13 protein-coding genes are annotated in these 13,846 nt (G+C 35.3%); 7 read left to right on the top strand and 6 right to left on the bottom strand.

Annotated elements, in window-relative coordinates; all coding sequences use genetic code 11:
* Nucleotides 1-6: 6 nt before the first annotated feature.
* A complete protein-coding gene (locus tag DAY19_RS12395; protein WP_115362912.1) occupies nt 7-1,305 on the top strand; it encodes an inosine/guanosine kinase in 1,299 nt (432 codons plus the stop codon).
* Here DAY19_RS12395 and pyrF read toward each other — a convergent pair whose 3' ends face one another.
* The 3 genes from pyrF to DAY19_RS12380 are packed head-to-tail and all read right to left on the bottom strand — an operon-like array spanning nt 1,306 to nt 7,396.
* Entirely contained in the window at nt 1,306-1,983 is a 678-nt protein-coding gene (pyrF, locus tag DAY19_RS12390) for an orotidine-5'-phosphate decarboxylase (protein WP_115362911.1), read from the bottom strand.
* Nucleotides 1,984-6,435, bottom strand: a complete 4,452-nt coding sequence (gene carB, locus DAY19_RS12385; RefSeq protein WP_115362910.1) for a carbamoyl-phosphate synthase large subunit — start codon at nt 6,433-6,435, stop codon at nt 1,984-1,986.
* A complete protein-coding gene (locus tag DAY19_RS12380) occupies nt 6,416-7,396 on the bottom strand; it encodes an aspartate carbamoyltransferase catalytic subunit (protein WP_115362909.1) in 981 nt (326 codons plus the stop codon). Before DAY19_RS12380 ends, carB begins: the two co-directional genes overlap by 20 nt.
* A 98-nt stretch (nt 7,397-7,494) precedes the next feature.
* Between DAY19_RS12380 and DAY19_RS12375 the strand changes: the two genes are divergently transcribed.
* The 6 genes from DAY19_RS12375 to DAY19_RS12350 are packed head-to-tail and all read left to right on the top strand — an operon-like array spanning nt 7,495 to nt 11,603.
* Nucleotides 7,495-8,511 (top strand): hypothetical protein, encoded by a 1,017-nt coding sequence (locus DAY19_RS12375; protein ID WP_115362908.1) that lies wholly within the window; start codon nt 7,495-7,497, stop codon nt 8,509-8,511.
* Nucleotides 8,512-8,513: 2 nt separating this feature from the next.
* Nucleotides 8,514-9,461, top strand: a complete 948-nt coding sequence (locus DAY19_RS12370; RefSeq protein WP_115362907.1) for an HAD-IIIA family hydrolase — start codon at nt 8,514-8,516, stop codon at nt 9,459-9,461.
* 32 nt (nt 9,462-9,493) lie between these two features.
* Nucleotides 9,494-9,898 carry a hypothetical protein gene (locus tag DAY19_RS12365; RefSeq protein WP_115362906.1) on the top strand — a complete coding sequence of 135 codons (405 nt, stop codon included), beginning with the start codon at nt 9,494-9,496 and terminating at the stop codon, nt 9,896-9,898.
* 17 nt (nt 9,899-9,915) lie between these two features.
* A complete protein-coding gene (locus tag DAY19_RS12360; protein WP_233500282.1) occupies nt 9,916-10,878 on the top strand; it encodes a lipoate--protein ligase family protein in 963 nt (320 codons plus the stop codon).
* Nucleotides 10,879-10,892: 14 nt separating this feature from the next.
* Nucleotides 10,893-11,240, top strand: coding sequence for a Crp/Fnr family transcriptional regulator (locus DAY19_RS12355; RefSeq protein WP_115362904.1), 348 nt, complete (start codon nt 10,893-10,895; stop codon nt 11,238-11,240).
* Between the two features lie 3 nt (nt 11,241-11,243).
* Nucleotides 11,244-11,603: a Crp/Fnr family transcriptional regulator gene (locus DAY19_RS12350; RefSeq protein WP_115362903.1), complete on the top strand. Its 360-nt coding sequence runs from the start codon at nt 11,244-11,246 to the stop codon at nt 11,601-11,603.
* On the opposite strand, the gene DAY19_RS12345 is transcribed toward DAY19_RS12350, so the two are convergent.
* From DAY19_RS12345 to serB, 3 genes are all read right to left on the bottom strand, one after another.
* Nucleotides 11,600-12,163 (bottom strand): leucine-rich repeat domain-containing protein, encoded by a 564-nt coding sequence (locus tag DAY19_RS12345; protein WP_115362901.1) that lies wholly within the window; start codon nt 12,161-12,163, stop codon nt 11,600-11,602. The genes DAY19_RS12350 and DAY19_RS12345 overlap by 4 nt on opposite strands.
* A 39-nt stretch (nt 12,164-12,202) precedes the next feature.
* A complete protein-coding gene (panD, locus tag DAY19_RS12340) occupies nt 12,203-12,547 on the bottom strand; it encodes an aspartate 1-decarboxylase (protein WP_115362899.1) in 345 nt (114 codons plus the stop codon).
* Nucleotides 12,548-12,623: 76 nt separating this feature from the next.
* Entirely contained in the window at nt 12,624-13,829 is a 1,206-nt protein-coding gene (serB, locus tag DAY19_RS12335; RefSeq protein ID WP_115362897.1) for a phosphoserine phosphatase SerB, read from the bottom strand.
* Between the last annotated feature and the right edge of the window lie 17 nt (nt 13,830-13,846).

The raw sequence follows: 13,846 nt of genomic DNA, 5'->3' as shown, positions 1-13,846 counted from the left end.
ACTACCATGAGATTTCCAGGTAAGAGACGCTCCAAGCACTACTTTCCGGTAAGTGCTAAAGGCAGACTTTCATTTGAAACAGATTTCAACAGTAAGGAAAATGTATATATTGTTGGAATCGATCAATTATTAGTTGATATCGAAATTGATGCCCCAACAGATCTATTAAAGCGCTATAAGCTTTCACCAGGTGAATCTTATATCTTACCTGATCACATCGTTGAAGAGCTTTATCAAGACTGTTTAGAAAACGATAAAATTCTTGGCCAATATGCTGGTGGTGCCGTTGGGAATACCCTTCATAATTACTCAGTTTTATCAGATGATCAATCATTTGCTCTGGGAACTATTTGTGAAAATATAAAAGTAGGGGATTATGCCTTTAAGTATATTTGCAGTACTTCATCTAAAGTAGATTTTAGCTATTTACAGCCTTGTAAAGGGCAAATGGCCAGAGCAATTTGTATGATCACTCCTGATAAAGAGCGTACATTCGCTATTGGAAAAGGAATAATGAATCAATTAGATGAATCATTCATTCCTTATGAATTAATAAAAAACTCAAGTGCCCTCTTAGTTACTGCATTCTTGTTAAGAGATCATAGCGCTCCGTTGTTTAAAGCTACCCTTAAGGCCGTAAGCATAGCCAAGAAATATAAGGTTCCAGTTGTATTTGCTCTTGGAACAAGTTCACTTATTGAAGAGAATCGCGATTTCTTTTTTGACTTTGTAAAAGAGAATGTAAATGTCTTGGCCATGAATCGCCAGGAAGCTCATGCTCTTTTAGGAATTGATGATCCACTATTAATTGGACAGGCCGTTTTAGATATTACTGATCTTGCTCTTATTACTGATGGCGACCAGGGCCTTTATATGGCCTCTTGGGCATGTAAGCAAAAGGCCAGAGAAACTAAAGATAAGCTGCATTCAAAATCAATTGAAAACTATAATCAATTTGAATATTCTCGTGGACAACTAAAAGAACATTGTAAAGAGCCTATAAAGATTTACTCTCATATTAATCCTTTTATGGGAGGACCTGAGAGTATTGAAAATACTAATGGTGCTGGAGATGCTGCACTTGCAGCTATTTTGCATGATATCTCTGCTAATGTTTATCACCGTAAACTCTTACCGCATTCAATTAAGCATGATGGTACCTACTTAACTTATTCTTCGATTCACCAATTATGTAAATATGCAAATAGAACTAGTTACGAGGTTCTTAAGCAAAAGTCGCCAAGACTATCGCGCAATTTGCCAGTAAAAGAGCAGAGCTTAGAAGAAAGTTACTGGGATATGTAATTAAGGGTAGTGACCTTCTAAAATCGAATTGGGGTTTTTAGTTATAGAGCGCCCAACGACAAGAAAGTTACTGCCGGCCTTAATTGCATCTTCAGGTGTCATGATCCTTGTTTGATCATCACTTTCATCATTCTTTAGCCGAATCCCTGGTGTCACTTTTGTAAAGCTTAAGTTTGTTTCATTTTCTTGTGCGCTAATAATGGACAGGTCTTGGGCAGAGCATACAAGGCCTGTGATTTGTGCTTTTGTGATCTCATTAAGTAATGCGCTTAAACTCTCTTTATATTCTCTTCCCCATATATCTTTAATTTCTCGTGTTGTATGAGAAGTTAGAATTGTAACGGCAAGAAGTTGGCAGTTTGGAAGATTTTCTTGTGCACTTTCAAATGCTGCTTCTAACATTTTTCTTCCACCACTTGCATGAATCGTTAAGAAGTTAATTGGTAGGCCTTTTAGCGCTGAAATTGCCTTTGCAACAGTTGAAGGGATGTCATGTAGTTTTAAATCGAGAAAGATTTCAACGTTAAAGTCATTTGCAATTTCATTAACTATCGAATTGCCATACTTTAAATAGAGTTCAAGTCCAATTTTAACTTTTTTGATTTGAGGATAGTCACTTAGAAGCTGTCTAACTTGATCCTTATCCATATTATCTAGCGCTACAAAGGTCTTTTCCATTTATACCTCTCCACTCATTTCTTGAAGGCTTACTGGTTCAAGTTCTGTGGTATATGATTTAATAATGGAACTTGTTACTGCCTTAATATTTTCTATTCTAGTAAAGCATGGGACAGCATATTGGATGGCGGCATTTCTAATAAATTCTCCATCGGATTGTGAGCGTCCCTGATTTAATGGTGTGTTTAGTACGAAGGCCATATCGTCTTTCTTGATAGCATCAAGCATTGAAAGATTGTCACCTTTATCTGCTAATTTATTAATTAAAGTCGCATCTACATTGCATTCTTCTTTTAAGAATTTATGTGTCCCTTTAGTCGCATAGAAATTAAGTCCAAGTTCTGATAGCTTTTGGATATTTTCAATTAACTTTGGATCGTCTTTTTTTGCTAGAGATACAAGAACTGACTTCTTATTTGTTATGTCTGGATAATTTCCCAAGTACGACTTTAACATTGCAAGATCTGTGTCTTTATCAATACCAAGTGTTTCTCCAGTAGAGCGCATTTTTGGGCCAAGGATAATTGAATCTTGTACAAATCGATCAAAAGGAAATGTCGACTGCTTAATGATATGATAATCACCTTTGATATTACTTATTGTTTCAATTTCTTTTCCAAGTAATGCTTTTGTTGCAATGGCCGCAAGATTTATATCGTAGGCCTTTGATAGGAAAGGAATCGTTCGAGAGCCTCTTGGGTTCGCTTCAATACAATAGATATCTTCACCCTTAAGAGCAAATTGGAAGTTTACTGGCCCAGTAATCTTCATAATATCTGCCATCTGGCAGGCAAGTTCTCTCATTTTGTTGATGGTATTATCATTTGCTTTGGCAGGAGGAGATATCATACCAGAATCACCGGAATGAACTCCTGCATATTCAATATGCTCACATACTGTAAATACAGTATTACCGTTTTTATCTCTTATTAAGTCAACATCATACTCCAGTGCACCAGAAATATAATTTTCGACCTGGAAAACTATCGAGTTTTCATGAAGGCTTTTTAAAATTTGATCAGGAAGATTTTCGATATCCTCTGGGCCCTCAAAGATAAACATACTTTCACCACCAATAACATAACTTGGTCTAATGATGACTGGGAAGCCTACCTCAGTAATAGCGTTAATGAAGTTTTTATAACCTCTAACTTCTTTAGAAGTTGTATGCGATAGAGGAACTTCCTTAGTTAGGCTATCAAAACGTTTTCGATCCTCAACCGTATCGAGTAATTCAAGTGAAGGTCCTAAAAAGTTAAATTCTTGATGCTTCTTTCTAAATGGTGCCTCAAGATGAGAGCGAATATTAATCCCTGTTTGACCACTAAATGAAGTGATAATTTGTTCTGGAGATTCAAAACTTAGGATTTCAAAAAGGTCTTCTGAAAATAGAGGAGTAAGATAGAGTCTATCGGAGCTATCATAATCTGTTGAAACTGTTTCAGGATTTGAGTTAAGGAGTATAGACTTTACTCCTTGCTCTTTTAATTCCATACAACTTTTTACACATGAGTAGTCAAACTCAATTCCTTGTCCAATACGATTTGGACCAGAACCAAATATTGCACAACTTTCTTCTGATATAGGTTTTACGTCACTAAATTGTGTGTATGTAGAGTAAAAATAAGGTGTCAGAGCGTTAAACTCACCTGAGCATGTATCGACGGCCTTAAAGACTGGTCTTATGTTATTTGCTATTCTTTGGTCAAGAATTGCCTCAAGGCTTTTACCAGTTAATAAGGCCAAGTACTTATCTGAGAAACCATTCTTTTTTAGATTAAAAAGAGATTCTTTGTCTTTAATTAAATCTGGAGAGTTTTTAAGGGCAACTTCATCTCGATGGAATAAGGCCATTTGATTAACAAACCAAGGAGTGATGGAGCTTATTTCATAAATCTCTTGTGTCGTAAATCCTTGTCTTAAAGCTTCAAGGGCCGTTAGTAGAGATAGCTCTCTTTGATTTGTTAAGCGCTCTTTAAGATATTCTTTTGTTAATGGATAAGGGGTTGTTTTTAATTGCTCAAGTGAAGGTACTTCAAGTCCTTGTTCTGTAGCACGAAGGGCCTTCATAAAAGCTTCATTAAAATTTCCACCGAGTGCAAGAACTTCTCCCACAGATCTCATTTGAGGGCCTAGAACCTGTGAGCTTGAAGGGAATTTATTAAAAGGAAAAATTGGTATCTTTACTGCAACATAATCTAGCGTCGGCTCAAATGCTACTGGAGAGATACGTGTGATATCGTTCAAAATTTCAAATAATGTTAGACCTACAGCTAGGCCAGCAGAGATTTTTGCAATAGGATAACCTGTGGCCTTGGAAGCTAGCGCCGATGATCTTGAAACTCTTGGATTCATCTCGATAACAACAATATCATCTTCATCTAGTGGATTTACTGCAAATTGCACATTTGCACCACCGGCTACGACATTCATATGTTTAGCAATCGTTAGAGACATGGTTCTTAGTTGTTGGTAACAACGATCAGAGATTGTTTGAGCAGGAGCAACTGTAATGGAATCACCTGTGTGAATTCCACATGGGTCGACATTTTCAATAGAGCAAATGACAACACCACAGCGATTTTTATCAACCATTACTTCTAGTTCAAGTTCTTTCCATCCTAGAAGAGATTTTTCCATGGTAATTGGAAACTTTACATCACTTGACGATAAGGTTTCTTCTAGCTCTTTTAGATTGTGAACTAAAGCGGCACCTTTTCCTCCAAGAGCAAAGTCACGTCTAATAATTAAAGGAAATTTTACATCATTGTCAGCAAGCTCTAGTGCGTGTTCAAAACTCTTTGCACAAAATCTCTTACCCGATTTATAGCCAAGCTTATCTAGTTCTTTTGCAAATAATTCACGGTCTTCTGTTCTTTCAATTGTATCTGTATTTGCTCCCAATAGAGCGACACCGTTGTCCTTTAGAAAATTTTCTTTTTCTAGTTCTATGCACATATTAAGTGCTGTTTGACCTCCCATTGTGGATAAGACTGCATCGACATTTTCTTTTAGGATAATTTTTTTAATAGTTTCTTTGGTAATAGGCTCAATATATGTTCGATGACTCATCTCTTTATCAGTCATGATAGTTGCTGGATTTGAATTTAGTAGTATTACTTCAAATCCAAGCTCTCTAAGTGACTTTAATGCCTGTGTCCCACTATAATCAAACTCAGAGGCTTGACCTATTTTTATTGGCCCAGATCCAATTAAGAGAATTTTCTTATAAGGTGACTCCATTTGGCCTTGGTGATATTCTGGAATCTCTTTAATATCTTCAGGATTATATTTTTTAATATCTCCATTTAAAAATTCTTTAATTTCTTCAAAGAAAACGAAGGCGTCTTTAGGCCCAGGGTTTGATTCTGGGTGAAATTGTACACTTCGGATTCTTGAATCGTAACTTCTTAAACCTTCAAGTGAGCGATCAAATAGGGAAGTGAACTCACAAAAAAGTTTTAGATTAAATTCGTTTTCAAGTCTTTTTGAATTAAATGATTCTGCATCAATTGCATAACCATGATTTTGACTTGTGATAAGTAGGGACTCATCTCCATGATTGTAGACTGGGTGGTTTGCCCCTCTTTGTCCAAATGGAAGTTTTATTGTTTCCATTTCACACGCAAGGCCAATAAGTTGATGTCCTAGACAGATTCCCCTAACCGGAATATCTGATTTTAGAATTTCTTTTACTTGTGAAATCTCTTCTTTATATTCTTTTGGATCTCCTGGCCCATTTGATAAAAAGACCATCCTTGGTCTAAATTCCATAACTTCCTGTGCAGGCGTATTGTTAGGAACAACCACTAGGGGATGTCCAAGGTCTTTTAAATAATTTACGATTGATTTTTTTATCCCATAATCCATAACGACAATCGGATTTTTACCTTCAATTATCCACTTCTTCTCTTTTATTGATACTCTAGATAATTCATTACAAATCAATTTGTGATTATTAAAATTTGGTGCTTCTTCACTTGTTGCTATAAGACAGCGGTGATCTTTTGATTCACATGATAAGTATTTTGTAAGAGCTCTTGTGTCGACGTCACTTATTAGTGGAGTATCACAATTTTCTAAGAACTCATTATATGAAAAGTTTCGTGCTATTAAACTTTGGGCCAATGGTTTTTGTGAAATAAGACTTTGGGAAACTTTCTCATTGTATTCGTAATTTCCAACATGGGCCGTTGTGAAAATGATATGTTGACCAAGGAAGGATGGATCGGTAGCTGTTTCTTGGTATCCGCTCATTCCCGTTGTAAAAGCCGCTTCACCAAAAATACCATCTTTTAGTCGAGAGTCGTTATTAGGGAGATTAATATATGCTTGGAATTTTGTATGATCTGGAAAATGAAGAAAAATAGGAGTTTGTTTAAGAGAGGTTTGAAAATTAAGTTCCGACTGTTGTGATGATGTCAATTGACCATCAGACTTTGTTTTCTTCATTTGTCGTTAATCCTTTATCAAAGTTAATTGTGTTATATTTTGCACCAATATTTGTATCGCCATTAGTAACCATTGCCTCAATGATTGCCATACGTACATATACTGAGTTTTCTACTTGCTTGTGGGCCATCCATAGGTTTGAATCTACTAATTCTTGATCCACTTCAATACCTATATTTGCTGGACCTGGGTGAAACACTGGAATCTTGCGGCCTACCTGACGAATTAAATCTAAGTTTAGTCCCCATTTCTCATTGTAAGTGGACATATCAAATTGATTCTCATGTCTTTCAGCTTGAATTCTTAACAGATAAACAGCATCTGTTTCTTTTAATGCTTCTTCTAGATTTGCATTTGTTTTAATACCTGCAGGTATTTCTTTCGGTAGGAACTCTTTAGGCCCACATAGGGTAATTTCAATACCAAATTGTGGCAGAAGCTTCATAAGAGAATGTGTTACACGTGAATGAGTACAATCTCCTGCAATACAAACTTTCTTTCCTGCTAACTCGCCATTAAATAATTCATTTAAAGTATAGAGATCGAGCAGGGCCTGAGTTGGATGCTCATTTGTTCCATCTCCACCGTTAATCATTTTTATAGGTGGCCTTTGTTTAAATTGAGATAAGAGCTTCGTTTCCTTTGTTCGAACGATGCATATATCAAAACCTTGATAGTTAAGAGTCAGAAGTGTTTGTTCTAGACTTTCACCTTTTTTAAGTGAAGACTTCTCTGCCTCAAAATCAATGTGAATACCTTTAAGTAGGTTTATGGCCATTATGAATGAAAGTTTTGTACGTGTTGAATTCTCTAGGAAAGAGGTTGCAACTGAAATTTTTCTTTTTAGGGGAAGTCTAGCAGGGGAACCAATTTTTAGTTCCTTTGTGCGAGCGAGGAGTTTCTCAACTTGCTCTCGATTTAAGTCTTCTATTCCTTCCAGAATAGATGGAAATCCAATCATGACATTCCAATAGTGTTGAGCTAGTATGGTTTTTAAAAAGAATAATAAAGTCAAAGCTTTATGGCCACAAAAAACTTCACTTTTTTTAAATAGGGAATATGGTTACCAAGAACTTTAAAGAAATACATAATAATACTCAATTAGAAGCACTCAAAAATGAAGTGAAGGGCAATCTTTTTGAGTTTTTAGTGGCCCGTCAAATTGCTATTGTCAGTAAAGTAGAGTCTCTATTCTTGAAGAATGTGGATAGTGAGCTTTTAACTATGATGAGAGAGTATGAAAGTTGGTTAAGGCAATATGATCGTAACCTATTGGCAAAACTTCCTCTTCTGGCAATTGAGATGGCCAAGGATTTAAGCTCAAATATTGAAGGTGAAATTAAAAACGTTACCGTCGTCGGTAAGAGACACGATCATATTATTAAAGAACGCCTACATGAAGCAGATATCGTTGTACAAGTTCAAGATATAAAAAGCGGTGATTTGAAGATTGTTCCAATTAGCTTAAAGCTTGTTAAAAGTGGTGCCAATATCACAACTAAGTCTGCTGGTGCGAAGAGTATTTTTGAAAAGTACTTTAGATCATATGACTCAATTGGCTTCGTTCAAAATACTTTAAATGAATTTATTGATAAGGAATTTGATCGTTTTGCTAGCTCTCTTTATAATAGACATGGACTTGAATATAGTGGACGATTTGACTCCCTTTGGACAAAGACTCAACTGCCAGGAGAGCTTAAGGATGCAGACCGTGATGACCTCTATATTCTCTATCGTCATTTAATTAAGCATTATCACGAAATATTTACTAAATTACTCAGTCAAGATAAGGCCAAATTTATTGAATCCTTACTTCCTTTAATGGGGCTTGGAAATAAAGATGTTGTCCAAGGGATTTGTTTTTATAAGCATAAAAGTTATGATTTAGATTATTGTCATGTCGTAAATTACACAGAAGTTGAAGAGATAAGAATTCACGATTTAAATCCCGAGATCTCTTCATTTAATATCTCCATTGGTGGAGATAACCTTCAAGTAAGGGTTAAGCCTATGAATAAGTTTACGGCACCTTCTTACAAAATTAACTGCTCAATGAAGTTTAAGCGCAAGGATTAAATATGTTTGATATTGTTCTCTGTCAACGTGACTATAAAGAGATAAAAGAACTAGAATGTGACCTTTTTCAAGTTTTAGAGTTTGAAGACGATGGCCAACTAAAGGATCTAGTGAATGAAGGTAATAAGGTTTTGTTCATTACTTATAAAAGTAGTGTGAGGCCAGACCTATTTAATATTTATGACTTACCTAAGAATGGTAATTGTGAGTACTACTATTTATCAAAACTAAATCTCAATGGTGAAGAGTTGGAAAATAATGAAAAATTCTTTCCTGAAGTAATGGATATCACACTTTGCTCTGAATATTACGCTGCTAGTGGTGTGTTCTATGTTGATGCTGTTGATCCAGTGGGGATGCCTCATTTTGAGAAAGCAGTGATGCCAATAGTTAAGTCTTACCATAAGAAGCAGGCTTATCGACCTGCTGTATTTCTTGATCGCGATGGTGTTTTAAACGTTGATCATTCATATGTGCATAAGGTTGATGATTTAGAGCTTAAAGAGGGGGCATATGAATTCCTCTTAAATGAGTTCAATATTGAACGTCTTAAAATCGTTTTAACTAATCAATCTGGTGTATCAAAAGGAATGTTTGAATATGAAGATGTTGTTCATTTTAATAATGCATTAAATGATTCATTACAAAATCTCATCGATGCTTTTTATATTGCACCATTTGAATTCTTAAAAGGTGTCGGCCAGTATAAATTCCACTCTCTTTGTCGTAAGCCTCATCCAGGAATGCTACTAGAGGCATGTTATGACTTTCCAATTAAGCTTTCTGATTCGTATATGGTAGGAGATAAAATGAGTGATGATCTCGATTTTCCTCTTGTTGAAACAATTCATTTACGTGGAAAGTATGAATTGGATAGTGACGTCACAATTGCTGATAACTTTCGCGAAGTAATAAATTTTGCCACTGCATTGCCAAAGAAGACAAAATAAGTCAAAATTTCTGTATGTAAAAGGAATTACATATGAAACTTAACTTAAAAACCTCATCTATATTAATCATTATTGGTTTTTGTATCAATATTGTGAACGTGTCAGCTCGTCGTTTAACTCATAAAGAACAGGAGATCGCCTCCTCTTTAAATGAGTTAACTCGTTTAAATAGTGAATACCTCTCTAAGATAAACGCATCTGTAAAAATTGAAGAGCTTCCCTTATCAAAATATCTTTCTCTCTTGGTCCTTAAAAACGGTTGTGCGCCATTTAAGCAAACACTTGAGAAGATAGAGATGGCAGATGAGTCTTTTCCTGATCAAAGCCATGGGCTTGTTGAAAAACTAAGTATTTGTAAACGATCAACTAATGGCCTAAAGGAGTTTGATATTTTTGCTAAAGTAGAAGAAGATATGGATCTTCTATCTGATGAGTAGCTTCTCCTGTGGCCGATATGACATCTTCTAAACTAAAACTATATCTTCTTGAGTCTCTTAATCCATTTGTTAATCTTGCCTATGAGAATCATTTACTTCGCTCTCACAGTGAAAATGAAAGTCAAGATCAGATCATTCTACTTTGGAAGAGTTCCCCTAGTATCGTAATGGGGAAGTTTCAAAATCCATGGGTTGAATGTCGTGTAAAAGAAATACGAGATCGAGGAATAAATCTTGTACGAAGACAAAGTGGTGGTGGTTGTGTCTATCATGATCCTGGAAATTTGAATTACTCTTTTATAGGCCCCCGCTCACATTATGATAAATCTGCTAATGCTGGCATTATAGTTGATGCCCTTAGAAGTTTAGGGATTAGAGCATTTGAAAATCAACGTCATGACTTAAGAGTCGATCATGAAGGTGAAGATTATAAGATATCGGGGTGCGCTTTTAAAGAGATAAGAAATAGTGCTCTACACCATGGAACACTCCTTATGAATGCAGATTTAGATATCTTGAATAAATTATTACGTTCTAAATTTGAGGCCAGTACGGCACTTGGAGTAAAGTCAGTAAGATCTAATGTTATAAATCTATTTGATATTTCTAACAGTCTTTCAGAAGAGAAAATTAAAACATCGATTCAAGACTCTTTTGGTAAGTACTATAAAACGGATGTCGAAGTTTTACATATTACAGAACAAGATATCTGTATGCTTCCAGATATGATCTCAAAGATATCTGACACTTCTAGTTGGCAACATATCTATGGTGGAACTCCTAAATTTAGCTTTAAGTTAAATAATATCGAAGTTATTTCTAAATATGCTAGAATAATACAAGTAAGTAATGACGATAAAGACCTTTTGGATCTCGTTATTGATAAAACTTATTATGAAGAAAATATTCTAGAGAAAGATAAGCTATCACAAAAGCAGCATGACTTTATTAATGCATGTCATGAGGTTCTTTTTCTTTAAATTTAAGGCCTAAGATGAGAGAAAAAATTAACTTAGTTCAAGGTGAAGTTTTGATTGAAGAAGGTGGCGCAAGTGATTGTATGTATCTTCTAAAAGAAGGAACTCTTGCTGTTTTTAAACAAACAACAGATGGACAAAAGCAGATTGGAACCATTTATCCTGGAGAGTTTGTTGGAGAAGTAAGTTTTCTTGATAATAGGCCTCGATGTGCAACCGTAAAGTCTATTGGTGAAAGTGAAGTTGAGGTATTTGATGCTCACAAATTCCAAGCTTTCTTAGATTCACAACCAAAGTGGCTTCAAACTATGATGAGAACCCTTGCAGATCGTTTAAGAACTACTAATGAAAAGATAAAGGTGTAATTTATGGCATCTCCTACAACGGTATTTGTAAATAAAGATCAATATTTAATTCGTGAAGGTGAAGAGAGTAACGAAGTATATATCGTGGAAGAGGGAAGTCTTGGTGTCTTCAAAGTAAAAAATAGCCAAGAAGTAAAAATAGGCACTATCTTTGAAGGAGAGTTAGTTGGGGAAATGAGCTTCTTTGATAATTCTCCAAGATGTGCAACAATTAAGGCCTTAACTGATTCACGTCTTCTTGTAATCCCTTCATCGAAATTTGAGATGTATGTTAATAAGCAACCAAAATGGTTTCGAACTTTATTAGAAACACTAATCGATCGCATACGAAAGGCATCAAATCGTGTTAAACCTGAGGTTTAACTGTTTAAAAGTTGTAAGAAGTCTCTTAATTTCTGTTGACCTATCTCATTAGCATCACATGAAAGATGGTTAAGTTCACAAAGGTTCGCAAGGACTCTTGGAACATCTTGAAATAGGTTATTGTCCAAATTTAATCTCTTGAGGTTTTTGAGCCATTCAAATTCAATTGGAAGATCAGTTAATTTATTTCTTTGTAATTCTAGTGTTTCGATTTTAGTGAGCTTGTAGAGCCAACTAGGAATCGCATGTAGATTGCACTCAGTTAATTGTAGTATCTTAATAGGTGAGCTCTCATGAATATGTATATCATGACAATTCTTAACACCTCTCATTTTGAGAATTTCTAAAGGAGCCTTGCCTATTAGATTTAGGCTACATTCACCGTCAGCATAAATATAAAACTTCTTAAGGTTTGTTAAAGTATCGAGGTTTAAGTGGACTTCACATTTATGCTTAACCATTAGCTCTAATGTGTTTATACTTGTTAATGACTCATCTTTTTCTTCAAAGAAGTCATTAATATCAAAGTTACTATATCTTTTTGATACCTTTATAAGCATAAAGAAATTGTAACATATATGATTGTCTGTTGAGTTAAATTATAGATATTGGACGAATTTGTTATTCTTATCGACTAAGATTTGCTTTGGCCTAATGTCTTTCTTATCTGTCATCTGAAAGCCGATTATAATAACTTCGTGGCCTTCGTTAATTAGGTGTGCAGCGGCACCATTTAAGCATATCTCACCACTACCGGGCTCTCCCTTAATAACGTAAGTCTCAAGTCTTGCACCGTTAGTATTTGAAACAATGAGTACTTTCTGACCAGGCCATAAGTCTACGAGATCAAGTAGCTCCTCATCAATAGTAATTGAGCCTATATAGTTAAGATCGGCCTGAGTAACGACGGCCTTATGTATTTTTGATTGTAACATTTCGCGCATGAAACTTATTTATCAAATTCTTAGGCGAGAACGCAACAAAAATGAAGATTTTATTAACGTAATAAGCGCTTTCTATTTATATTTCTGCTTCAGGACCTGGAATACCTAGAAAGTATAAAATAGATGTCATTGGGCCGTGACTCATGTGGTTTTGTGCGTTTTTGCGCACTATGTCTTTTGCATGAAAAGCGATACCAAGGCCTGCTTGTGCTAGCATAGGTAAGTCATTGGCCCCGTCACCGATTGCCACAACTTGTTCTAGAGAAATACCTTCTTGTTGAGAGATTAAGTTTACAAGTACGGCCTTTTGGTCTGCGTTGATAATTGTACCTTTTACCTTGCCTGTAAGTTCACCATTTTCAAATTCAAGCTCGTTTGCAAACGCATAGTCTAATTCAAGTTTGTTCTTTAAGTAATTTGCAAAGTATGTAAATCCACCTGAAATTAATGCAACTTTATATCCATATTTTTTTACTGTTTTTATGAATTCTTCAACACCCTCTGTTAAGGGAAGGTTTTGACAGATATCTTCTAGCGTTGATTCTTTAAGGCCTTTTAAGTGCGAGACTCTTTCAACAAGTGACTGATTAAAATCGAGTTCTCCATTCATGGCCCTTTCTGTAATCGCGCTAACTTTTGCGCCAATACCATGTACTTTTGCAAGTTCATCAATGACTTCTGCTTGAATTAAAGTTGAGTCCATATCAAATACAATTAGTCTCTTTGACCTTCTGTAAACATCGTCTCTAATAAAGGCTATATCTGTACTGTGCGTATTACTTATAGCAAGTAGATCCTCTTTAACTTTGTTTAGATCAACTTGCTCAGGAACGTCAGTTAAAACTTCTAGAGAGTTAAAGCCTTCTTTAGATACATTATCAATTCGATATATATTGATTCCATTTGAGGCGATATTTTGTGACATATCAGCAATGAAGCTTGCAGATATTTTCTTAGGGGCCACACAATTTACTATAAAACTATTGTAAGGAGACTTGTATTTAACGTCTTCTTTAATAATAGAGTATTCTAACTTTAATCCCATTTCATGGGCCGCAAAAAGTAGCTCTTTTAGAACGTTTTGATCATGATCCTTGTCACTACTGATATTTAAGACAAATGAAAGAGAAAGTAGGTTGTGAGTAATGGCCTGATTGATATCAGTAATATCGGAATTATTATCACTAATTACTTTCATTAATTTTGCCGTAATCCCCGGTCTGTCGGCACCAGATACAGTGATAATGATTTCTTTAGAGTTTTTATTTGATTTATCTTCCATGAGCTCAACCTAGTATG

The organism is Halobacteriovorax vibrionivorans, from assembly GCF_003346865.1.
Classification (GTDB): domain Bacteria; phylum Bdellovibrionota; class Bacteriovoracia; order Bacteriovoracales; family Bacteriovoracaceae; genus Halobacteriovorax_A; species Halobacteriovorax_A vibrionivorans.
The sequence above is the reverse complement of the archived record's forward strand: the minus strand, read 5'-3'. Positions and strand labels throughout refer to the sequence as shown.

Excerpts from the sequence above, each read along its gene's own strand:
- DAY19_RS12395 (WP_115362912.1), top strand. The coding sequence starts at position 7 with ATGAGATTTCCAGGTAAGAGACGCTCCAAGCACTACTTTCCGGTAAGT.
- pyrF (WP_115362911.1), bottom strand. The coding sequence starts at position 1,983 with ATGGAAAAGACCTTTGTAGCGCTAGATAATATGGATAAGGATCAAGTT.
- carB (WP_115362910.1), bottom strand. The coding sequence starts at position 6,435 with ATGAAGAAAACAAAGTCTGATGGTCAATTGACATCATCACAACAGTCG.
- DAY19_RS12380 (WP_115362909.1), bottom strand. The coding sequence starts at position 7,396 with ATGATTGGATTTCCATCTATTCTGGAAGGAATAGAAGACTTAAATCGA.
- DAY19_RS12375 (WP_115362908.1), top strand. The coding sequence starts at position 7,495 with ATGGTTACCAAGAACTTTAAAGAAATACATAATAATACTCAATTAGAA.
- DAY19_RS12370 (WP_115362907.1), top strand. The coding sequence starts at position 8,514 with ATGTTTGATATTGTTCTCTGTCAACGTGACTATAAAGAGATAAAAGAA.
- DAY19_RS12365 (WP_115362906.1), top strand. The coding sequence starts at position 9,494 with ATGAAACTTAACTTAAAAACCTCATCTATATTAATCATTATTGGTTTT.
- DAY19_RS12360 (WP_233500282.1), top strand. The coding sequence starts at position 9,916 with ATGACATCTTCTAAACTAAAACTATATCTTCTTGAGTCTCTTAATCCA.
- DAY19_RS12355 (WP_115362904.1), top strand. The coding sequence starts at position 10,893 with ATGAGAGAAAAAATTAACTTAGTTCAAGGTGAAGTTTTGATTGAAGAA.
- DAY19_RS12350 (WP_115362903.1), top strand. The coding sequence starts at position 11,244 with ATGGCATCTCCTACAACGGTATTTGTAAATAAAGATCAATATTTAATT.
- DAY19_RS12345 (WP_115362901.1), bottom strand. The coding sequence starts at position 12,163 with ATGCTTATAAAGGTATCAAAAAGATATAGTAACTTTGATATTAATGAC.
- panD (WP_115362899.1), bottom strand. The coding sequence starts at position 12,547 with ATGCGCGAAATGTTACAATCAAAAATACATAAGGCCGTCGTTACTCAG.
- serB (WP_115362897.1), bottom strand. The coding sequence starts at position 13,829 with ATGGAAGATAAATCAAATAAAAACTCTAAAGAAATCATTATCACTGTA.